Raw genomic sequence first — 18,954 nt, 5'->3', positions numbered from 1 at the left:
GCTCCCGTGCTTGCTCAACGAGCCGTCCAGCATGCCAGCAGTCAAAAACACGACATCTGTAAATAGCCAGAACACGACATTAGGATATGGCTGCTACAACCAAATCCGGTGATAATACGCATTATGTTAAATTATGTCGATGCTCAAAGCATATGACGATTGCAATGACTGAATTTCCAGCTGCGACACCGGTCCGCCTGACACCTGCCGAAGCCCGCTGTCGCGACACTGTCGACGCGTGCGAGGCCATTCGCTACAACGCGGCTTCCTTGAGCAGCCATCCTGGAAAGCCACGAGTTTCGCAAGGCTGGAGCACTCTTCGCGAAATGCAACTGATGGCTGCCCGCCGCATTCGGTTGGCGCCTGTTCGTAGCCAAGAAACGCCAGCAGCGGTTTCATCGGCGTTTCTCGTGCGCTCGAACATCTTTGGTCGATTTTTACCCCCGCTTCCAGTCGGCCATTCGGTACCGGAAATATTGTTTGTCGACCCATTCGACACGACGGCGCCCGTTGATGAGCATGTCATTTGGAACCTGCACCGAACCGAACGGCTCGAACCCGAGTCTCAGGTAAAGCCGATGTGCGGCGAGCGCGTTCCCGTTGCTGCGCACGATGACATTCCCGTAGCCGGTCGTCGCCTCGCCGACACAACGCCGCACCAGCGCTTCGCCGAGCCCGCGTGAGCGCCAGTCCGGCGCGATCGCGAGTTCGGCGATTGATCTCACGGGTCGGTCGCCGAGTGTCGCGCGCAGCGGCATCGGTAATTTATGATCGTAGTCCGAATCGGCGGACAGCAGGAAACCGACGAGCACTTCGCCGGTCACCCACAGATGGCAGCGCGCGGCATGCTCGGTGAACAGTCCGTAGATCCAGCCGCACTCCGCCGCCTCGTCCAGGTAGTGGCCGGCATACGGCCCCGTCGTAAACGCGTCCATGTAAAGCGCGAGCACCTGCCGCTCCCATGCATGGAACAGGCCGATTCCACCGGAACGGATCTCGCACGTGGTCATCCCGCCCTCCTACCAGTCGAGCTGATAAGCCGTGCTCACCAGCAGCGACGAGCACAGCGTCGCCAGCTTCACGAGTGGCAGCCCGGCCGGATCGAATCCGTGGTTCGGATAGAAATACTGGCCGAGGCCCTGCACCTGCCGCTCGATCACGATTACGCGGCGGTCTCGCGGCGCCGTCTCGATGATCCGCTCGACGATTTCCCCCTTGTTCTCGATATGAATCGACAGGATGATGATGTCGCACGCACCGTAGTCGTACGCCGCGCCATCCGCATGAACCATCTCGATCGCGGCGCGGCGATAGCGTACGGGGTTCGATGCGCACAGATGATCGACGAACCGCTCGCCGGTCCTGAGCGATTCCTCGCTGAGATCAAGCCCGACGATGCGGGCGCCGCTGAACGACTGCATGAACAAGAGCGACAGCGGCATCCCGCCGGAGCCGATCATCGCCACCGTCGAATCGGTGGACATGTCCGACAGGAAGATCTCGGTTCGCGCGAGAAGCCGGTAGATCTCCGCGTAGTACTCCTTGATGATCAGGAGCAACCCGTCGCTCGCCGGCCCGGCGCGCAGCACGTCGCTCATCTGCCGCTCGAAGCGGACCTCGTTGTCCAGCGACAGCGCCTGAAATCGCTTCATGTACTCACGCACCGTACCGTCGCGCAGGAATAGCCCGGTCTCGTTCGCATCGAGCACCGGGGACAGCAGGTAGTTGCGGATCAGCAGCGTCTTGGCGAAACACGCTCGCAGATCGTGTCGGTCGGGTGACACGAACATCTCGTCGATCCAGCGATGGATCTGGGTCTTCACGAAGTCGATGCGGCACTGGGTATCGTTGGCCGCACAATGCGGCGCAAGCGGCAGATTGGTCAGCATGTCGGTGTCGATCCAATTTCAGGTTGAGGGGCGCCGGCGAGCCGGCATCAGATCCAGGCTTTCGGCAGCGCTGCGAGGCGTTCGCGCGCGACGGGTCGGGTCTGGCCGAACGGCGGGTAGGCTTTCTTCTGCAACGCGTGCGCGAGCATCGTCGGCATCCGCGCAAACAGGAACACCGGCGTGGCCAGCACGGCGGGCACTCCCAGTTCGAGCAGGATCGCCGCAGCGGCCGAATCGATGTTCGGCGGCAGGCCACGCAGGTCCTGCATCGCACCGCATACCGCCCGATACGCGTCGAACGCCGCGCCGTCGACGCCCAGCCGCACCGCGTGGCGCTCGAGCGCGGCCGGCCGCGGGTCGCACTCGAGCAGTGGATGGCCGAACCCGGGAATCCGGTCGCCCGCCTGCACGCGCTGCGCGACGCGATCGCGAATCTCCGCAGGCGACCGCCCGACCAGGTTCGCGAAAAACCGCGTCGCGTCGCTGCACGCGCCCACGTGCGCGGAACCGCTGCCGGTCAGGCCCGCGATCAGGTTCAGGTCGATGCTTGCATAGGTGCTCGCCGAGAACCGCGGCAGTGCGATGGTCGGCGCGACGAGACCGAAGCCGCCATGCAACGCCACCAGCAGAACGTCGAACAGGCGGGCCTGGGCGTCGCGCGATTCGCCACCGCACAGGCAGTCCAGCACCGATGCGCTGAAACCGCGAGCGGCGTCCGTCGGCCGCGGCCAGGCCGGGGCCTCGTCGTCCATCGTGCGCCACACCGCCAGCAGGCGCGGCAGCGCGGCGACGATGCCCAGGCCGGTCGCCACCGCGTCGTCCTGCCCGATACCCGACAACCCGTCGGGCCACGCAACCGGCTGCGCTTGCGGCCCGGCAGCCAGCCCGGCCGCGACCGCCGCGACCAGGAACACCTCTGGCCGGCGCTGGCGGCGAGCCAGTTGCGCGGCGAGCAGGCCATCGTCAGGCGGCCCGTCGTCGGCAAGCCGCGCCGCCAGTGCGCGATCGAGTGCGCGCACGTCGTCCTCTTCCGGCATCCGGCCCGTGAGCACGTGCAGGATCGCGGCAGTGAAATCGACGGACTCGATCAGCTGAAGCAGATCGACGCCGCGTACCGAAAGCCGGTCGGGCGAGATCGAGACCGCATCGATCTCGCCTTCGTCGCGTGCGGCGCGCGGACGGGCGGCGTCCGGCGTCGGCAGGTCGTGATCGGTTCGCATCGGCGATGCCCCGCTTACTGCCGCGCCGGTTTGGCGATCAGCACCTCGAAGCCGATCGCTAGCATCCCCGCCCCCTTCGATACGCTGGCGTATTCGCCGATGCCGGCTTCGTGCAGGTGCCCGACCGACTCCGCAACCGTGAACTTGCCGTCGAGATGGAGTGGATGAACGCCCGCGGCCGCGCGCCGCTCGTTGAAGAACGCGAGCGCTTCCGGCGCAGGATCGCTGCAGGGTTCGTGAATCAGCGCGAAACCGCCGGGCGCCAGCGTGCGGAAGATCTCCCGGTACGCGCCGACGGGGTCGGCCCAGTGATGCACGACCGAACGGCCGATCACCGCGACGAACGTCCCGTCGTCGAACGGCAGAGCGTGGACGTCGCCCGCGCGGATTTCGATACGCCCTTCCAGCCCTTCCGCGCGCACGTTCTGTTCGGCGCGCCGCACCATGTCGTCGTAGTAATCGACCCCGACGAAGCCCAGCGGGGCGAGCGACGGGACGCGGGCCAGCTCGATCAGCGTACGCGCGGTACCGGTGCCGACGTCGAGCAACCGGCCCGACGCGATGCGTCGCTGCGCGAGCTCGTGCTCGACGCGCTGCACCAGATTGCGGTTCCATTCGAGCGTGAACGTGTCGACGTAGTGGTCGTAGGTGTCGGCATTGACTTCGGCGGGGGTATTGGTACGCATGCAGGTCTCCAGTCGTGAGGTCTAGGGGTACAACGGTCGTGGAATCATCCGGCTGCGGGACGCGCGCCGGCCGGGGGTGCGGCCGGCGCGGCGCCGAGCCTGCGCATGAGCCGCAGGAAAATCGTCAGGTACACGGCCTGGCGTACGACGCTCACGCCCGCGAGTAGTGCGAACAGCTGAGTGAGCGCGAGATGGTGCGTGACGCCGAGATAGATCGCGCCCGGGGTGACGATCCAGGAAAAGAACAGCCCGAGCGCCATCGCGCGCGCCGGGCGTTCGAGAATCTGGAAGCAGCCCGTCACGAGATTCGTCAGCAGATAGCTGAAGACGAACAGCGGCACGTAGTCGAGCAGCGCGGTCGCGACCGCGATCACGCCGGCGTCGGACGCGAGAAAGTGCAGCGCAAGCGAGCGCATCAGGAAGAACGCGATGCTGATCGCCGCGGTGAACAACACGCCCAGCAGCATCACCGACTGCAGTGCCGCGCGGGATGGCGCGCGGCTGCGCACGAGATGCCCGATCCGGATCATGAAGACCATGCTCAGGCCCTTGATGAGGATGAATCCGATCGTCATCAGTTCGAAGCCGATGCCGTAACCGCCAATCGCACGCACGCCGTAGCGGGCGATCAGCGAGTAGACGGCCGTATTCGCAAGAAAGGTCAGCGCTTCGAGCGCGGCCGACGGCAGAAAGATGCGCAGCAGCCGTCGCTGCGTCGGCCATTCCACGCCGGGACGCGGCAGCACGACCTGCTCGCGGCGTAGCCGCGGGCGTATGCACCGGACGCACCAGCCGAGATACAGGCTCTTGGTGATCCACGAGGTCAGCGCGAGGCCGAACAGCTGCAGCGACGGATGCTGGCCGAACAGCCCGAACACGAGCAGCGGATCGAGGATGTTGTTGACCACGCCGCATGCGATGCTGATGCGGGCGGGCGACTTGGTGTCGCCGTACGTGCGCATCGCCGCGGAAAGCGCGGTGCTGAGCAGCGTGAGCGGAAAGCTGCCGATCACGAGCGCGTAATAGCCGAACATGCGCTCGCCGCGAAACTGGCCGCCGGAAATGAACGTCATCAGCGGCGCCCGCATGCCGATCAGCACCAGCACGACCAGTGCGCCGATCGCGCCCGCGAACACCAGGCTCTGCACGAACAGCCGGCCCTGGTCCTCGCGGGGCGCCTTGGCGAACACCGCGACGAACGACTCCTCGAAACTCTTGCCGAGCAGGAACAGGAAAGTCGCCACGCTGCCGTTGATGAGCGCGAGCAGCGCCATGTCCTCCGCCGGCAGGTCACGAATCCAGCGATAGTCGAACAGCGTCATGCAGTAGCCGAAAATCGACGACAGCACCATCGGATAGAGCATCAGCCAGGTCGCGCGCACCTCGGCCGCGAACTGCCGCGTGCGATCGGCCCGTGACGCGCGTGTCGAAGCAAACGTGGCGGTCGCGGCAGGCGCGACGGTAGCGCGATCGTCAGACATGGGTGTGCCTCTCGTCGATCAGGCGCGGCAGCTTCTGGCGCGCGGAGAAGCGCAATGAGTCGCGACCGAGCACATCGAGGCGGCCCTCGCCCTTGTCGATGCATTCGCGCACGTCCTCGATCTCGAGCAGCGCGGCGGCGAGTCGTGACACGAGCGGCGCCAGTTCGTCGTCGCCCAGGTCCAGCGCGACCGTCAGGCAATCGCGCCCGTGCGCGTCCGCGTCCAGGCGGAACTGGCAATCGAGCGGCCGGCCGACGCACGCCACCAGCCGCTGCACGAGCAGCTCGGTGCTGACCAGGTTGCCCGCGAACTTGAAGCGCTGATCCGTGCGTCCCTGCAGCACCACGACAGAGCCGCCCTCCCCGCAAGTGCAGCGCACCGACGGCCCGACGCGCACGCGATCGCCGATCCGGTAGCGCAGCATCGCGAGGCCCGGGTTCGCGCGGCTTGTCACGAGGAGTTGCCCGCCCTCCTCCTCGAGGAAGAACCAGTCGTCGAGCACGTGGTAATACCCGTCGGCGCAGCGCGGCGTGTGATAGCCGAGAAAGCCCGTTTCGGTGGCCCCGTACAGCCCGAAGAATGCGGCATCGCGCCAGCGCCGCCGCACGATCGCCCGCTTGCGCTCGGTGAACGCCTCGCCGGTGTAAAGGATCTTCGTCACGTCGAGATCGACACCGTGCGCGTCGAGTAGCCGCAGACATTGCAGTACGCTCGTCGGCGTTCCGACCAGGACGTTGGGGCGGGCGCGGCCGATCAGGTTCAGCATCGCGGGCAAATCGGCGCCGTATGCGTCCAGCCGCCCGATCGGGAGTACGTTCGCGCCGATCGCTTCCAGCAGCCGGTTCACGCCGTCGTACAGCGTGGAAAAACCGCCAGCGGTAAACAGGTTCGCCACCCGGTCCGTCGGCACGATAGCCGTCCCGGCCAGCACGTTCGCGAGCGCTCGGCCATAGGTCGTGTCGGGCCGCTTGCGCGCCGGCGCATTGAGCAGCAGCTTGACCTCGCCGCTCGTGCCCGACGTGGTGTAGAACGTCGCGCCGGCGAGACCGTCGTGGTCGAGGCGGTCCAGCACGCGCCGCTTCAGGTCGTCGGCCGTCTCGATCGCGATCAGCGTGCGGAAGGCCGCGTAGCTGGCCACGCCCGCCGGCAGCAAATGCGCATAGCGGGCATCGTACGAAAGCGCTTCGTTCACGGCGGAGCAATCGAAGCGGGTCGTGCGGTCGGACATCGTGGGCTCCAGGTTCAGGCCGCGATCACGCGCTTTCGCGCAGGAGACGCAAAGAGATCTTTCCGGTGCTCGTGACCGGAAGGTCGTCGACGAACAGCACGTCGGCGATGCGCGGATACAGCGGGAACGCTGCCCGGTAGCGGCTCAGGATGCGCGCCTTGAAATCCACGTTCGCACCGGCCGGCGCCAGGCCGGGCACGACGAACACCGTCAGCGCGCCGGTCTGTGGATCGGCGAGAAAATAACTCTTCGCGATGTCGTCGAACGCATCGAAATGCTGGTGCAGCAGGCTGACGTTGATGAGCCGGCCGTTGCACTTGACCGTTTCATCCCTGCGGCCGACCCAGAACACGACGCCGTCGTCGCGGCGGAACACCAGGTCGCCGGATTCCAGCGTCGTGAACCGCCGCAGGCTGCCGTCGGGCAGCAGATAGCCGTGCATCGCATACGGCGTTCGGTAAAGCAGATGGCCGGGCTCGCCGGGTGCGCACGGCCGCCCCTGCGCGTCGACGATCGACAGCTCGATGCGCGGATCGATCGGGCGGCCCGGTGCGAGGACACCCTCGAAGCAATACGAATCGACGCGCGGCAAATCGTCCGGCGTGAGCGGCAGCGCGAAGATCCGCGGCCCGGATTCGGTCTGGCCGAAGTTGTTCCACACGCAAGCACCGAGCGCGAGCAGGCGGCGCACCTGCGCCGCGTAGATGCGGTCGGATGCATTGAGCACGACGATTCCGTCGAACCTCATGCCCGCCGTCGCTTCGGCCAGGTCGCACACGCGCTCGGCAATACTGCGGATCAGCGGCACGAAGCGGATCCGGCCGCCGCCCAGGTAGCCGAGCACCTCGTGCGCGGTCAGCGATGCCCGTTCAAGCCAGACGGTCGCGCCGGCCAGCAGGCCGTTCATCATCGTCGAGAACCCGTACATGTAGTGCGTGGGGAACATGCACAGGACGCCGTCGCCCGGCTGCACGCCCAGATAGCGGCCGACCGCCAGCGCATTCTCGACGAGTTGGGCTTCGTCGTAGACGACCAGCTTCGGCGCGCTCGTCGTGCCTGAGGTCATGAAGACGATCTGCGCGCGCGGCGCGCCGGCATCGGCCCACGCGAACGCGTCGTGCCCGGGCGCTTCGGCATCGGCCATGGCCGGGTCGAGCACGACGACCGGCAGCCCGTCGCACGCGATCGACCGGGTCGAGACGACCGCGAGTGCATCGAGCCGGTACTGGTGCCGCGCGGCGGACAGCATCTTCGGATCGCACAGGACGATCCGGCAGCCGAGCGTCGATGCGAGCAGCGTGAACAGGAAATAATCGAACCCCGAGAAGCCGACCGCGATCAGGCAACCGCGCCCTAGTAAGTGCGGCTCCAGCGCGCCGAGCGCACGCCGAGCCGCCCTCAGGCGCGCGCGCAGGTCTTCCGCCGTCAGGCGCGCCCCGTGCAGCACGATCTGCCAGTTCGCCTCTCGGGCAAGCAGCGACGCGAATTTCATGCGGCCGCTCCTTCCAGCACGAGCGAGGCCGCGAGGCCCCCCATGCCGAACGAATTCTTGAGCACGCGCCGCGCATCGCTGGGCGTCGGCGCGCGCACCACGTTGACGGGGCACTCCTGCGCCTGCTCGTCGAGGTTGATGGTCGCCGGAATGAAACCCTCCCGCAGCCCGATCGCCGTGTTCAGCACTTCCATCGCGCCCGCCGTCGCGATCAGGTGACCGTGCTGCGACTTGTTGGCGGTGACGGGCATCCCGGGCCGCGTCGGAAAGATCGCGCGGATCGCCTCCGATTCGTGCTTGTCGTTGAGCACCGTCGACGTCCCGTGCGCGTTGACGTAGTCGATATCGGCCGGCGCGCATCCCGCGTCGTCGAGCGCACGCTGCATCGCGAGCCGCATCTCGAGGGACTGCTGGTGCGGAATGACGATGTGCTCGGCGGCCAGGCTCGCCCCGTAGCCGGCGACGCGCGCGAGCGGCGTATCGCCCCGGGCGCGCACGGCCGATTCGCGCTCGATCAGGAACAGCACTGCGCCTTCCGCGAGCACGAAGCCCGAGCGACGCGTGTCGAACGGCCGCGAACGGTGCCGGGGATCGAGATTCAGGTCGGTCGAGATCACGTCGAGCGATTCGAGTCGCGCGAGATTGAGCGGATTGACCTTGCCGGACACGCCGCCGACGATGGCCGCGTCGACACGCCCCTGGCGCAGCGCGAGCAGGCCCATGCCGATCGCCTGCAGCGACGCGGAGCACAGGCCCACGTGCGCGAGCGCGCAGCCGCTGAACGGAATGTGGCGATGAATCGCGCCGAACACGGCGGTCGCGTCGCCGCTCACGAACTCGCTCATGCGCATGTGCGACACGAGCACGCGGATCAGCGCGTCGCGCGATTTGTCGCCATTGACCTTGTCGACGAGCTCGAGCGCGCTCTGCACGTCGGTGGCCGGCACGTCGACGCCGACCAGACAGCCGATGCGCTCCGGCGCGTAGTTGCGCACGACGAACGGCGCCTGCGCGAGCAGCCGCGCGGCGGCGAGATCGCCGTACAGCTGCTCGGTCGCGATCCGCCGTGCGGAAGGCCAGCGCACGCGCTCGTTGCCTTCGTCGGGAACGCCCGCGTGCTGGGTCGTATAGGTCGAGCAGTCGAATTTCTCGATCCGGCGAATGCCGGAGCGGCCTTCGCGCAGCGCGGCGTGAAGTTCGTCGTAGCTGCCGCCGAGCGGCGTGACGGCGCCGAATGCGCTGATGACGATTGCGTCCGATCGCGGTTTCATCGCCCCACCCCGCTCAGCTTGCGTGCCAGGATCGCACCGAGGCCCGACGACACGCCGATGCCGTTGACCAGGACGGGTGCGCCGACAGGAATGGCCGGATCCGCGATGGCGAGGACCAGATCGATCAGGTTGTTAGCCCGTCCGGTATAGCCGACATGCGGCTTGTATGCGTGCATGACGGCATTCGGCCACGCATGCTGCACGGCATTGCGCTCCGCCTTGCCGAGCGACGGTTCTCCGTTCTGGTACAGCACGACGTGCGGCACGCCGAGCGCGGCCTCGCCGGGAAAGCGGGCGAACAGCCTCGACCAGTCGGCGCTCGACACGGACGTATCGGGCTTGTAGAGCGAATGAACGTCGAGCACCTGCGCGCAGGGCGTGCGCCCGTCGCGCGGCGTGCGTTCGACGACCGCGCCGACGGCCCCGAACGCGGGAACGATGCCGACCGGGTGCGACGTCGTTCGCAACAGGCCCATCTTCTCGAACGCCGCGACGTTGTCGGCCGACGTCATATCGCCGACGGCCGCGATGACGGCCCGGTCGATCGCGCCGCCCTCGATCTGCCGGTGCGCTTCCTCGAGCGCACACAGGCTGGTCAGCGACATCCGTTGCAACGGATAGCCTTCGCCGCGCAGTTCGAACAGCTTCGATATCTGGTACAGCGCGTTGGTGGTCAGCAGGCGCAGCATGTCGAGCGGATTCAGGTCCGCCTTGACCTCGCCGAAGTAGCGGCAGCCGTCGAGGCCGTGACGCTCGTGCAGCGGCGTGAGCACGGCCATCGTCGCGTCTTCGCCCTCGACCCCCGTGAATACCGCAAACCGCTCGCGCTCTTCGGCCGTGTAAGGTCGGCCGGCCGATGCCGCGTCAAACGCCTCGGCGGCCACCTGCAGCGCGAGACGCGACCCCGGGTTCAGCAGCGAACGATCCTCGCGCGCCATGCGCTGCACGAGCGGAAACGGCAGGTTGGCGCGCGTGTAGTCGCCAGGCTTCGCGGCCGGTGCGAGCGGCTTGCGCGCGGCGAAGTCGACGTCCAGCAGCGACGCGATGTCGGGAAAGGCGGCCGTCGCGATGCCGAGGCCGGTGATGTACGACATGGCAAGTCCCCATTCACGTGAGTCGAAAACCGGGCGGGCGCGCGATGCCGCGGCGCACGGTGCGGCGTTCCTGCGACACGGACGGAACGCCCGGATCAGCTGAACTGCGCGATGCGGCGCTCGATGTAGTTCACCGAGAAGTGCTCGTAGAGATCCTGCAGGCTGCATTTCTCGTGATCGTTCCAGCGCATCACGTCGCACACCTGCTGCCAGCCTGCGTCGGTCCACTCGGTGCCGGTGTGGCATTGCGGATCGAGCAGCATCCGGTTGAACGGCCACAGGTTTTCGAGGCTGATGCGGTTGTCCACCTTGTCCTTGAGCTCGTAGCACAGGTCGACGTAGTCGATCGAGCTCATGTTCAGCTCGCGGAACAGCGACGCGGAGTCGGCCACCTGCTCGGGACCGCTCAGATAGAGGATTTGCGCGACGATGTTCTTGATGTCTTCCTTCATGGTCCACTCTCCTTGAGTCACTGGGTCAGCCACTGATGTTTTCGCCATTGCCGAGATCGACGACGCTTCCCGTCGTTTCGAGCGAGCCGTTCGCGAGCAGCAGGACCGTGCGCGCGACCTGCTCGGGCTCGAGGATCTTCCGCATCGGAATCTGGCGGTAGAACGCCGCCGCGTCCTGCGACGCGAGAAAGCGCTCGAACAGGTCGGAGCGCACGAACCCCGGCGCGACCGCGTTGACGCGCACGCCGAAGCGCGCCATCTCGAGCGCGAGCGTTTTCGTGAAGCGCTCGATCGCCGCCTTCGACGCGCCGTATGCGCCGTTGCCGGTCTTCGGCTTGCGCGCGGCGATCGACGACACGTTGACGATCGCGCCGCGCCGGCGCGACTGCATCCCTTCGCCGAACGCATGGCAAAACGCCATCGTCGCGCCGAGGTTGATCCGTAACGTTTCCCAGTAGCGGGCGAACGGGCTGCCGATCAGCAGCGCGTCGTCGTTGATGCCTGCGTTGTTCACGAGCACGTCGACGGCCGCTTCCGCGTTCACATGGTCGGCGAACGCCTGCACGGCGTCCCAGTCGCCGCCGTCGACCCGAAAGCCGCGCACCGCGCCGTCGTACGCACGCTCCAGTGCGTCGGCCAATTCAGGATTCGATCGGTAGGTGAAGTAGACGGTGTGGCCGTCGGCGACCAGCGCATCGACGATCGCGCGCCCGATCCCGCGCGTGCCGCCCGTGACGATGGCGAGCTTCGTCATGCGTCGTGCTCCCAGCTGAGGATGCCGTCCATCACGCCCTGGCCATTCGCATTGCGTAGCTCGACGTGCGCGGTGGTGCGCGCCCCGTCCTGCTGCAGGCGCCGCAGGCGCGCGGTCAGGCGCTCGCCCGGCCGTACCGGGCAGATGAAGCTGATCTTGCGGAGCGTGAGCGCCGGAATCGGCCGGTTCGCCGCGAGGCCGAGTGCATCGAACAGCATCGCGATCGCCAGGCTGAGGCTGAACGAACCGGGCAGCACGGGAAACTGCTCGAAGTGTTCGTCGAAGAGCGGCGCGGCGCTCGCTACGTCGATCACGCCGAACTGATCGCCGGTGATGGTAGCCGCCGGCGTTGCGATCGCGGGCATCATGGCCGGTCTCCCGGTGCGGCCGACGCGTGCAGGTGAGCCGGCATCAGCGCGACGAACACGGTACCCGACGCGACGGCTGGAAACGTGCCGGCATCGGCGTCGCGCGCCGACACCTCGACGCGGTACCCGTCGCCGTGTCTCGCGACGGTGCCGGCCAGCGCCAGCCGCGGATGGCCGTCGACGCGGTGCAGCGTCAGCTCGCGCAGCTGCGCCGGTACCATCAGCGCCGGCTCGCCGTGCATCGTGCGCGCCGCCTTGACCGCGAACTGATGCAGCGCCTCGATGACGAGCAGCCCCGGCCGTGCGCTCGACCAGTCGCCATACCGCCGCGGATCCGCATCGCCCGCGAAACGCGCGGGATCGGACGGATCGCGGATCACGCGACAAAGGGCAAGAAAGCCAGGCCGCGCCGTCTCGCTCCCCCTCTCAAACCTGGTATGTCTCATTTTTATGCCTTGTTATGTCTGTGTTTTGGCTTCTCGCACCCCGGTGACTGCTCTCACGTCGGCCGATGTCGTGCGGATCAAGTGCTGATCGGCTGCGAGTGTATCGATTCGTCGCCGAAAGAAACGATCATGCGACCAATTGCAGAAACGGGCGACGAACCGCGCATGGGGCCGATGGAATGCAACGCGGGGGTGCGGCCGACGGCGGGCCGCGACCCGCTCGCCGCGCCGGCGTGCGACGGCGTTGCCGACGGCCGCCGTTCGTCGGGGAGGAATGCCGTTCGTCCGCGCGTTGCGCCGTTCGTCGCACTGCGCAATACGGAGCCGCGGGTGCCGCTAAGGTAGCGACATCGATCGAATACCTTGGGAGGTGTCCGTGTTGGCGGCCAGCTTGAGTCATGTCACGAAAAACTATGGAACCGGCCCGCTCGCGGTCGCCGCGGCCGACGATGCGTCGCTCGAGATTCTCGCGAACCGCTTCACGGTACTGTCGGGGCCGTCCGGCAGCGGCAAGACGACGTTGCTCAACCTGCTCGGCGGCATCGATCGCCCGACGCACGGCGCCATCACGGTCGCGGGCGAACGAATCGACGCGATGCGCGAGAATGCGCTAGCCGATTTCCGCGCACGCCACGTCGGCTTCGTGTTTCAGTCGTTCAACCTGCTGCCCGTGTTCAGCGCGTTCGAGAACGTCGAATATCCGCTGACCCTGCTGGGCGTCGCCCGCGCGCGGCGACGAGAACGGGCGCTCGCGCTGCTCGATGCCGTCGGCATGGGCGACAAGGCGAATCGCCGGCCCGGCCAGTTGTCGGGCGGCCAGCAGCAGCGCGTCGCGATCGCACGCGCGCTCGTCACCGAGCCGGCGCTGGTTCTGGCCGACGAGCCGACCGCCAATCTGGACAGCGCGACGGGCGCGACCATCATCGCGCTGATGCGCACGATGCAGCGCGAGCACACGACGTCGTTCGTATTTTCGTCGCACGACCCGCAGGTGATCGCCGCCGCGGACGATGTCGCGACGATCTGCGACGGGCGCGTCGTCACGACCCGCTCGGCTACCCTGCACGAGGAGGCCTGCCAATGAACCTCTGGGTTCTCGCCTTCCGCAACCTGCTGCGCAACCGCCGCCGCTCGTCGACCACGCTGCTCGCGATGGTCGTCGGCCTGGCCGCGATCCTGCTGTTCGGCGGCTACGCGCGCAACATCAATTACGGACTCCAGACCAGCTACGTGCGCCAGGGCGGTCATCTGCAGATCCAGCACCGCGACTATTTCCTGTACGGCAGCGGCGACCCCGTCTCGTACGGGATTGCCGACTACCGGAAGGTCATCGACACCGTGCTCGGCGATCCCGAGCTGGCACGGGAGGTGACGGTCGTGACGCCGGTGCTGACGATCAACGGCATCGGCGGCAATTTCACGGCGGGCGTGTCGCGCACCGTTTCGGGCAGCGGGATCGTCGTGGCCGACCAGAACCGGATGCGCCAGTGGAACGACTACGGCTTCGCCGACCGGGCGACTCCCCTTGCACTGACCGGCAGCGCGGCGAATGCTGCCGTAATCGGCACGGGTGTCGCGCGCGTGCTGCGCCTGTGCGACGCGCTGCGGGTACCCGATTGCCGCGATCCGGTGACGGCCGCCCCGGCCGGCGCGTCGGACATGCCCGACGACATCGCGTCGCTCTCGCAGGCCGAGGCCGCCGCGAAGCCCGCGCATCGCAACGGGCTCGCCCGCCTCGAGCTGTTGACGTCGAATGCGTACGGCGCACCGAACGTCGCCGAACTGTCGGTGATCGCGGCGCAGAAGCAAGGCGTCAAGCAGATCGACGACATGTTCGTACAGGTGCATCTGCCGCAGGCGCAGCAGCTCGTCTACGGCAGCGGCCCGAATGCGAAGGTGACATCCATCGTCGTGCAGTTGAAGCACACGGTCGATCTGCCGTCTGCACGCGCACGCATCCAGACGCTGCTACGCACCCGGCTCGCGGGCGAGCCGCTCGAGGTGCTCGGCTTCGCGACGCTGAATCCGCAGTATGGCCAGGTCACCGGCATGTTCGGCGCGATTTTCGGCTTCATCGCGGTATTGATCGCCACGATCGTGCTGTTCACGGTCGGCAACACCATGAACATGGCCGTGATGGAGCGCACGCACGAGATCGGCACGCTGCGCGCACTCGGCCTGCGCGGTGCCGGCATTCGCCGCCTGTTCGTCTGCGAAGGGTGCCTGCTCGGCATGTGCGGCGCGGTTGCGGGCACCGTCCTCGCGCTCGCGGCCGGTGTCGCGATCAACCGTGCCGGCCTGCACTGGACGCCGCCCGGACAGACCGATCCCGTCGCGTTGTCGGTACGCGTGTGGGGCGAGTTCGGGATGATTGCGCGCTACGCGCTCGGCGTGACGGTGGTCGCGACGCTCTCGGCCTGGCTGCCCGCGCACCGCGCTGCCCGCCTGCCGATCGTCGACGCGCTGCGCTTCGCCTGACCAGGAGCCGCCACCATGAGATTCCCCATCCGGATCGTGCGCGCCGCCGCGATGCTGCTCGCGATCGCCGCTACCGCAGCGGCGGCGGCGGATCCGTCGGCGCAACAGCTGCTCGCGCAAAGCGACGCGGTGCGCAACCCCGACAAACCGTTCGGCCTGACGACGACGCTGCTCGAATTTCGCAACGGACAGCAGACGGACGCCGAGGTGCTGAAGATCTACTCGAAGGCGGACCCGGCAACCAGCCAGTTCCGCACGCTGGTGCAGTTCGTCGCCCCGGCCCGCGACGCGAACAAGCTGATGCTGAAGAACGGCAACGACCTGTGGTTCTACGATCCGTCGAGCCAGGCCAGCGTACGGATCTCGCCGCAGCAGCGCCTGCTCGGCCAGGCCGCGAACGGCGACGTCGTGACCGTCAACTGGGCAAACGACTACGATGCGTCGCTCGCGGGCGAGGAAAACGTGGCGGACGGCGAGCACCAGACTCGGCATTGCTACCGGCTGCGCCTGACGGCGCGCGCGCCGGACGTCACGTACCACGCGATCGATCTGTGGATCGCGAGCGATACGAAGCGGCCGGTCAAGGCACGCTTCTTCGCGGCGAGCGGCAGCGTGCTGAAAATCGCGTACTACCGGCACTACCAGGATCAGCTGGGCGCGGCGCGGCCGACGGAAACCGTCATCATCGACGGGCTCGATCCCGGCTGGGTCACGGTGATGCGCTACTCCGATTACGCGTGGCGCGACATTCCTGACGCATGGCTGCAGCGCGCGTACCTGTCCCGCTTCAAGGCCGACTAGACGATGGCGCGATCCCGGGTCGCGGTGCTGGTCTGCGCGGCGGGCCTCGCAGCCGCGCAGGCCGCGCTCGCGGCCGACGACGCGGACGGCGACGCGCTGCGGCTCGCCGACACGGCGACGGCGGCGCCCGTGATGCCGAGCAACTGGCGCGGCACGTTCGAGGCCGCCGCGGCGAACTACACGGCGGCAAGCCAGACCGCGCCCGTGGTGCTCAACGACAACGCGCGTATATCGAACACGCTGTCGTACGACGGCACGGCCGGCAACTGGCGGGCGATCGTTTCGAATCGCTTCGATGCGGGATGGCGTGCGGGCACGTCGCAGTACAACGCGGTCGACACGCTCAAGCAGGCCTACGTGAGCTGGCAGGCGGGCCCGAACGCGATCGTCGACGTCGGCCGCGTGAACCTGCGCGAAGGGGTTGCGTCGGGCTTCAATCCCACGGATTTCTTCAAGGCCGGCGCGCTGCGCTCGGTCGTGTCGATCGATCCCGAGAGCCTGCGCGAGAACCGGCTCGGCAGCGTGATGGCGCGCGGGCAACTGCTGTGGAGCGGCGGCTCCATGACCGCCCTGGTGTCGCCGCGGCTCGACACGCATCCGAACGATGCAACCTTCAATCCCGATCTCGGCGCGACGAACGCGCGCACCCGCTACATGCTGAGCGGGTCGCAGCGGCTGTTCGGCAACTTCTCGCCGCAGTGGCTGCTGTATGGCGGCGAAGGCATTGCGCCGCAGCTGGGGGTGAACGCCACCACGCTGATCGACGATGCAACGGTCGGGTTCCTCGAATACGCAATCGGTCGCGGCAGCGCGGTCGCCGATTTCTCGCAGGCCGAGTCGTCCTGGGCCTCGAAGCTCGCGACGGGCGTTACCCACACCTTCGCGAACAAACTGTCGCTGACGCTCGAGTACGACTACGACGGCGCCAGCGCGAGCGCCGCCGCGTGGCGGGCGCTGCAAAGCGATCCGTCGCGATACTGGCGCTATCGCGACACGGCGAGCATCGCGCAGGAGCTGATGACGCGGCGCTCGCTGTTCGTCTACGCATCGATGCCGGACGCCTTCGTCCAGCATCTGGGGCTGACCGCGATGGCGCGCTACAACCTCGACGACCATAGCTACTTCACGTGGCTCGAAGCGCGCTACCACTGGCCCCGCACCGACTTCGCCGTGCAATGGCAGAGCAACCACGGCTCGGCGCACAGCGTCTACGGCGCACAGGCGCAAAGCCAGATCGTGCAGGCGATCGCGACGTTCTTCTTTTGAACAGGGAAACGGGGCAAGCGTAGCCGCCGGCACGCATCATGCCAGACGCGCCCGGCGCGATGCGGCGGGCGCGGAAAATGGTGTGACGTCGGACGGGCCTCTATCATTCGGGAAAGGACGGCATGAACAACACTCGGCCCGCCGGAAATCGCGACGAACCGCGCCGTCCGCTCTCGCCGCCCCCGCCGCGCTCAGCGCGACTCGAGCGTAGACCCGCCGCCGTCCGCCGCCGCGCCGTTTGCGTGACGGATGCAGCGCGTCACCACGTTGATCGCACGTCCGAGCGGCATGCCGACGAGCCCGCCCCAGACCGCGAACGACAGGGACGCGAAGGCGCCGGTCGCCGCCCACGGCCGCGAGGTCGCGATCGCGTAATGAATGAACGTTTCGGCAACGAACGTCAGGAGCAGCGTGACCAGCAGGCTCGCGTCGCCCGGCAGGCGCACGAGCATGCCTTCCGGACCAGTCCTGAACTGCAGGCGCCAGCGGCTCGCGTGGAACCATCCGCCCGCCGTGCCGAACCCGAGCATCGCGAAGCCCGCCGCGTAGGTATCGGCGCCCGCCCCTGGAAACAGGTGGTCGAGGCTGGACAGGCCGAGACCGACGAACACGACCGGAAAAAGGATCGGACGGACGGGCCGGACTTCGCGCACGAAGCAGCGCTTCACGCCGATATAGACGAGCACGCAGAACAAGAAATAAACGTAGGCAGGGAAATGTGGCATGGGGGTACCTATCCGGGAGCGCCGCAACCAGCGGACATGTCGGCGACTATAGCGACCGGCCGGACCGCGCGCCGCGCTTTGCGATGAACGGTGGAAATCGACCGACGAACTGCCCTCAGGTCGGGCGAACGTCCGCGCGGGCCGCCGCACGCGCGTCCCGGCCGACCGCCGATAGCTACGCCGTCGCGAATTGCGCTAACATCTCCGCAATCCGCCCCCGCTCGCTGCCATGTCAAGCAAGCTGCTCGCATTCCTGTCGTCCGAACCCTACGTCGGCCCCGCGCATCGAGGCCGCTCGCTGCTGGGTCTTTTCTGTTTCAATTCGGCGGTCGGACTGATCTTCTGGGCGACGCGGCGCAACGAGGCGCTACTGCCCTACCTGGTCGTTGCGAACGGCATCGGTTTCAGCGCGACGCTGCTCGGCATCGCGATCGACAGGCTCGTGCGCGGCAAACTCGCGCTGGTGCCGAAGATTCTGATCGTCGCACCGGCGAGCGTATTCATCGGTTTCGAGGTCGCGGCCTCCACGGTCGGGCACGTCCCGCACCTGATCGGACATGCGGGCGTCAAGGTCTGGCTGGCGTACGGCTCCTCGTTCATCGTCGCCGGCGCCGCCTGCGCATTCGTCTCGGTGTTCGTACAGGCCGCACGCATGCGCACGTCGCTCGAGACGCAGCGGCGCGAGGCCGCCGAGGCGCGGCAAGCCGAAACGGCCGCGCGGCTCGCCCTGCTGCAGGCCCAGATCGAACCGCATTTCCTGTTCAATACGTTGGCCAACGTGCAGAGCCTGATCGAGCGCGATCCGGCCCGCGCCACGACGATGCTCGACAGCCTGAACCGCTATTTGCGCGCGAGCCTTGGGCGCACGCGCAAGGCCACCGCCACCCTGGGGGAAGAACTGGAACTGGTCGAGGCGCTGCTGAAGATCGCGACGATCCGGCTCGGCCAGGATCGCCTGCGTTATACGATCGCCGTGCCGGATGCACTGCGGGTTCTGCCTCTGTCACCCCTCCTGCTGCAGCCCCTCGTCGAGAATGCATTGCTGCACGGCATCGAGCCGTCGGTCGACGGCGGTGAAGTGTGCATTCGCGGGACGCGCGACGGCGACCTCCTCGTCCTGAGCGTGAGCGACACCGGCGTGGGGCTCGGTAACGGCAACACGAAGCTGCACGGCGGCGTGGGACTCGCGAACGTCCGCGCCCGGATGATCAGCCTTTATGGCGAGCGCGGCCGCGTGTCGGTCGGCACGAATGCCGACGCCATGCAGGGCGTGACCGCAACCTTGCAGATCCCTATCGCCTGA

At 67.4% G+C, this 18,954-nt stretch carries 20 protein-coding genes; 5 read left to right on the top strand and 15 right to left on the bottom strand.

Annotated elements, in window-relative coordinates; translation table 11 throughout:
* Nucleotides 1–126: 126 nt before the first annotated feature.
* From HWX09_RS23500 to HWX09_RS23435, 14 genes are all read right to left on the bottom strand, one after another.
* Nucleotides 127–399 carry a hypothetical protein gene (locus tag HWX09_RS23500; protein ID WP_143751680.1) on the bottom strand — a complete coding sequence of 91 codons (273 nt, stop codon included), beginning with the start codon at nucleotides 397–399 and terminating at the stop codon, nucleotides 127–129.
* 38 nt (nucleotides 400–437) lie between these two features.
* The gene (locus HWX09_RS23495) at nucleotides 438–1,010 is read right to left on the bottom strand and encodes a GNAT family N-acetyltransferase (protein WP_027785876.1); all 573 of its coding nucleotides are present in this window, start codon (nucleotides 1,008–1,010) and stop codon (nucleotides 438–440) included.
* Nucleotides 1,011–1,019: 9 nt separating this feature from the next.
* A complete protein-coding gene (locus HWX09_RS23490) occupies nucleotides 1,020–1,889 on the bottom strand; it encodes an SAM-dependent methyltransferase (RefSeq protein WP_027785877.1) in 870 nt (289 codons plus the stop codon).
* A gap of 47 nt (nucleotides 1,890–1,936) precedes the next feature.
* The gene (locus tag HWX09_RS23485; protein ID WP_027785878.1) at nucleotides 1,937–3,109 is read right to left on the bottom strand and encodes a citrate/2-methylcitrate synthase; all 1,173 of its coding nucleotides are present in this window, start codon (nucleotides 3,107–3,109) and stop codon (nucleotides 1,937–1,939) included.
* 14 nt (nucleotides 3,110–3,123) lie between these two features.
* The gene (locus HWX09_RS23480; protein ID WP_027785879.1) at nucleotides 3,124–3,795 is read right to left on the bottom strand and encodes a class I SAM-dependent methyltransferase; all 672 of its coding nucleotides are present in this window, start codon (nucleotides 3,793–3,795) and stop codon (nucleotides 3,124–3,126) included.
* Nucleotides 3,796–3,839: 44 nt separating this feature from the next.
* Nucleotides 3,840–5,276, bottom strand: coding sequence for an MATE family efflux transporter (locus HWX09_RS23475; RefSeq protein ID WP_027785880.1), 1,437 nt, complete (start codon nucleotides 5,274–5,276; stop codon nucleotides 3,840–3,842).
* Complete coding sequence (locus HWX09_RS23470; RefSeq protein ID WP_027785881.1) at nucleotides 5,269–6,504, bottom strand: hypothetical protein; 1,236 nt, start codon at nucleotides 6,502–6,504, stop codon at nucleotides 5,269–5,271. The genes HWX09_RS23475 and HWX09_RS23470 overlap by 8 nt, the downstream gene beginning before the upstream one ends.
* A gap of 25 nt (nucleotides 6,505–6,529) precedes the next feature.
* Nucleotides 6,530–7,996, bottom strand: coding sequence for an AMP-binding protein (locus HWX09_RS23465; RefSeq protein WP_027785882.1), 1,467 nt, complete (start codon nucleotides 7,994–7,996; stop codon nucleotides 6,530–6,532).
* Entirely contained in the window at nucleotides 7,993–9,267 is a 1,275-nt protein-coding gene (locus HWX09_RS23460; protein WP_027785883.1) for a beta-ketoacyl-[acyl-carrier-protein] synthase family protein, read from the bottom strand. The genes HWX09_RS23465 and HWX09_RS23460 overlap by 4 nt, the downstream gene beginning before the upstream one ends.
* Nucleotides 9,264–10,361: a beta-ketoacyl synthase N-terminal-like domain-containing protein gene (locus tag HWX09_RS23455; RefSeq protein WP_027785884.1), complete on the bottom strand. Its 1,098-nt coding sequence runs from the start codon at nucleotides 10,359–10,361 to the stop codon at nucleotides 9,264–9,266. Before HWX09_RS23455 ends, HWX09_RS23460 begins: the two co-directional genes overlap by 4 nt.
* A gap of 95 nt (nucleotides 10,362–10,456) precedes the next feature.
* Nucleotides 10,457–10,813, bottom strand: coding sequence for an acyl carrier protein (locus HWX09_RS23450; protein ID WP_027785885.1), 357 nt, complete (start codon nucleotides 10,811–10,813; stop codon nucleotides 10,457–10,459).
* Nucleotides 10,814–10,838: 25 nt separating this feature from the next.
* A complete protein-coding gene (locus HWX09_RS23445) occupies nucleotides 10,839–11,567 on the bottom strand; it encodes an SDR family oxidoreductase (protein WP_027785886.1) in 729 nt (242 codons plus the stop codon).
* Nucleotides 11,564–11,935, bottom strand: a complete 372-nt coding sequence (locus HWX09_RS23440; protein ID WP_027785887.1) for a hotdog fold domain-containing protein — start codon at nucleotides 11,933–11,935, stop codon at nucleotides 11,564–11,566. The genes HWX09_RS23445 and HWX09_RS23440 overlap by 4 nt, the downstream gene beginning before the upstream one ends.
* Nucleotides 11,932–12,315: a hypothetical protein gene (locus HWX09_RS23435; RefSeq protein WP_230469150.1), complete on the bottom strand. Its 384-nt coding sequence runs from the start codon at nucleotides 12,313–12,315 to the stop codon at nucleotides 11,932–11,934. Before HWX09_RS23435 ends, HWX09_RS23440 begins: the two co-directional genes overlap by 4 nt.
* 445 nt (nucleotides 12,316–12,760) lie before the next feature.
* Between HWX09_RS23435 and HWX09_RS23430 the strand changes: the two genes are divergently transcribed.
* The 4 genes from HWX09_RS23430 to HWX09_RS23415 are packed head-to-tail and all read left to right on the top strand — an operon-like array spanning nucleotide 12,761 to nucleotide 16,926.
* Nucleotides 12,761–13,465: an ABC transporter ATP-binding protein gene (locus HWX09_RS23430; protein ID WP_027785889.1), complete on the top strand. Its 705-nt coding sequence runs from the start codon at nucleotides 12,761–12,763 to the stop codon at nucleotides 13,463–13,465.
* Nucleotides 13,462–14,859 carry an FtsX-like permease family protein gene (locus tag HWX09_RS23425; RefSeq protein ID WP_027785890.1) on the top strand — a complete coding sequence of 466 codons (1,398 nt, stop codon included), beginning with the start codon at nucleotides 13,462–13,464 and terminating at the stop codon, nucleotides 14,857–14,859. The genes HWX09_RS23430 and HWX09_RS23425 overlap by 4 nt, the downstream gene beginning before the upstream one ends.
* A gap of 51 nt (nucleotides 14,860–14,910) precedes the next feature.
* Nucleotides 14,911–15,660, top strand: a complete 750-nt coding sequence (locus HWX09_RS23420; RefSeq protein WP_227789682.1) for an outer membrane lipoprotein-sorting protein — start codon at nucleotides 14,911–14,913, stop codon at nucleotides 15,658–15,660.
* A gap of 3 nt (nucleotides 15,661–15,663) precedes the next feature.
* Nucleotides 15,664–16,926, top strand: a complete 1,263-nt coding sequence (locus tag HWX09_RS23415; protein ID WP_027785892.1) for a hypothetical protein — start codon at nucleotides 15,664–15,666, stop codon at nucleotides 16,924–16,926.
* 191 nt (nucleotides 16,927–17,117) lie between these two features.
* On the opposite strand, the gene HWX09_RS23410 is transcribed toward HWX09_RS23415, so the two are convergent.
* Entirely contained in the window at nucleotides 17,118–17,651 is a 534-nt protein-coding gene (locus HWX09_RS23410; protein WP_027785893.1) for a hypothetical protein, read from the bottom strand.
* Nucleotides 17,652–17,880: 229 nt separating this feature from the next.
* Here HWX09_RS23410 and HWX09_RS23405 point away from each other — a divergent pair, with 229 nt between their 5' ends.
* On the top strand, nucleotides 17,881–18,954 hold the full coding sequence (locus HWX09_RS23405; RefSeq protein WP_034185496.1) for a histidine kinase: 1,074 nt from the start codon (nucleotides 17,881–17,883) through the stop codon (nucleotides 18,952–18,954).

Source organism: Burkholderia sp. BCC1208 (assembly GCF_902833095.1).
In the GTDB taxonomy this organism is placed as follows: domain Bacteria; phylum Pseudomonadota; class Gammaproteobacteria; order Burkholderiales; family Burkholderiaceae; genus Burkholderia.
The sequence above is the reverse complement of the archived record's forward strand: the minus strand, read 5'-3'. Positions and strand labels throughout refer to the sequence as shown.

Excerpts from the sequence above, each read along its gene's own strand:
- HWX09_RS23500 (WP_143751680.1), bottom strand. The coding sequence starts at position 399 with ATGAAACCGCTGCTGGCGTTTCTTGGCTACGAACAGGCGCCAACCGAA.
- HWX09_RS23495 (WP_027785876.1), bottom strand. The coding sequence starts at position 1,010 with ATGACCACGTGCGAGATCCGTTCCGGTGGAATCGGCCTGTTCCATGCA.
- HWX09_RS23490 (WP_027785877.1), bottom strand. The coding sequence starts at position 1,889 with ATGCTGACCAATCTGCCGCTTGCGCCGCATTGTGCGGCCAACGATACC.
- HWX09_RS23485 (WP_027785878.1), bottom strand. The coding sequence starts at position 3,109 with ATGCGAACCGATCACGACCTGCCGACGCCGGACGCCGCCCGTCCGCGC.
- HWX09_RS23480 (WP_027785879.1), bottom strand. The coding sequence starts at position 3,795 with ATGCGTACCAATACCCCCGCCGAAGTCAATGCCGACACCTACGACCAC.
- HWX09_RS23475 (WP_027785880.1), bottom strand. The coding sequence starts at position 5,276 with ATGTCTGACGATCGCGCTACCGTCGCGCCTGCCGCGACCGCCACGTTT.
- HWX09_RS23470 (WP_027785881.1), bottom strand. The coding sequence starts at position 6,504 with ATGTCCGACCGCACGACCCGCTTCGATTGCTCCGCCGTGAACGAAGCG.
- HWX09_RS23465 (WP_027785882.1), bottom strand. The coding sequence starts at position 7,996 with ATGAAATTCGCGTCGCTGCTTGCCCGAGAGGCGAACTGGCAGATCGTG.
- HWX09_RS23460 (WP_027785883.1), bottom strand. The coding sequence starts at position 9,267 with ATGAAACCGCGATCGGACGCAATCGTCATCAGCGCATTCGGCGCCGTC.
- HWX09_RS23455 (WP_027785884.1), bottom strand. The coding sequence starts at position 10,361 with ATGTCGTACATCACCGGCCTCGGCATCGCGACGGCCGCCTTTCCCGAC.
- HWX09_RS23450 (WP_027785885.1), bottom strand. The coding sequence starts at position 10,813 with ATGAAGGAAGACATCAAGAACATCGTCGCGCAAATCCTCTATCTGAGC.
- HWX09_RS23445 (WP_027785886.1), bottom strand. The coding sequence starts at position 11,567 with ATGACGAAGCTCGCCATCGTCACGGGCGGCACGCGCGGGATCGGGCGC.
- HWX09_RS23440 (WP_027785887.1), bottom strand. The coding sequence starts at position 11,935 with ATGATGCCCGCGATCGCAACGCCGGCGGCTACCATCACCGGCGATCAG.
- HWX09_RS23425 (WP_027785890.1), top strand. The coding sequence starts at position 13,462 with ATGAACCTCTGGGTTCTCGCCTTCCGCAACCTGCTGCGCAACCGCCGC.
- HWX09_RS23420 (WP_227789682.1), top strand. The coding sequence starts at position 14,911 with ATGCTGCTCGCGATCGCCGCTACCGCAGCGGCGGCGGCGGATCCGTCG.
- HWX09_RS23415 (WP_027785892.1), top strand. The coding sequence starts at position 15,664 with ATGGCGCGATCCCGGGTCGCGGTGCTGGTCTGCGCGGCGGGCCTCGCA.
- HWX09_RS23410 (WP_027785893.1), bottom strand. The coding sequence starts at position 17,651 with ATGCCACATTTCCCTGCCTACGTTTATTTCTTGTTCTGCGTGCTCGTC.
- HWX09_RS23405 (WP_034185496.1), top strand. The coding sequence starts at position 17,881 with ATGTCAAGCAAGCTGCTCGCATTCCTGTCGTCCGAACCCTACGTCGGC.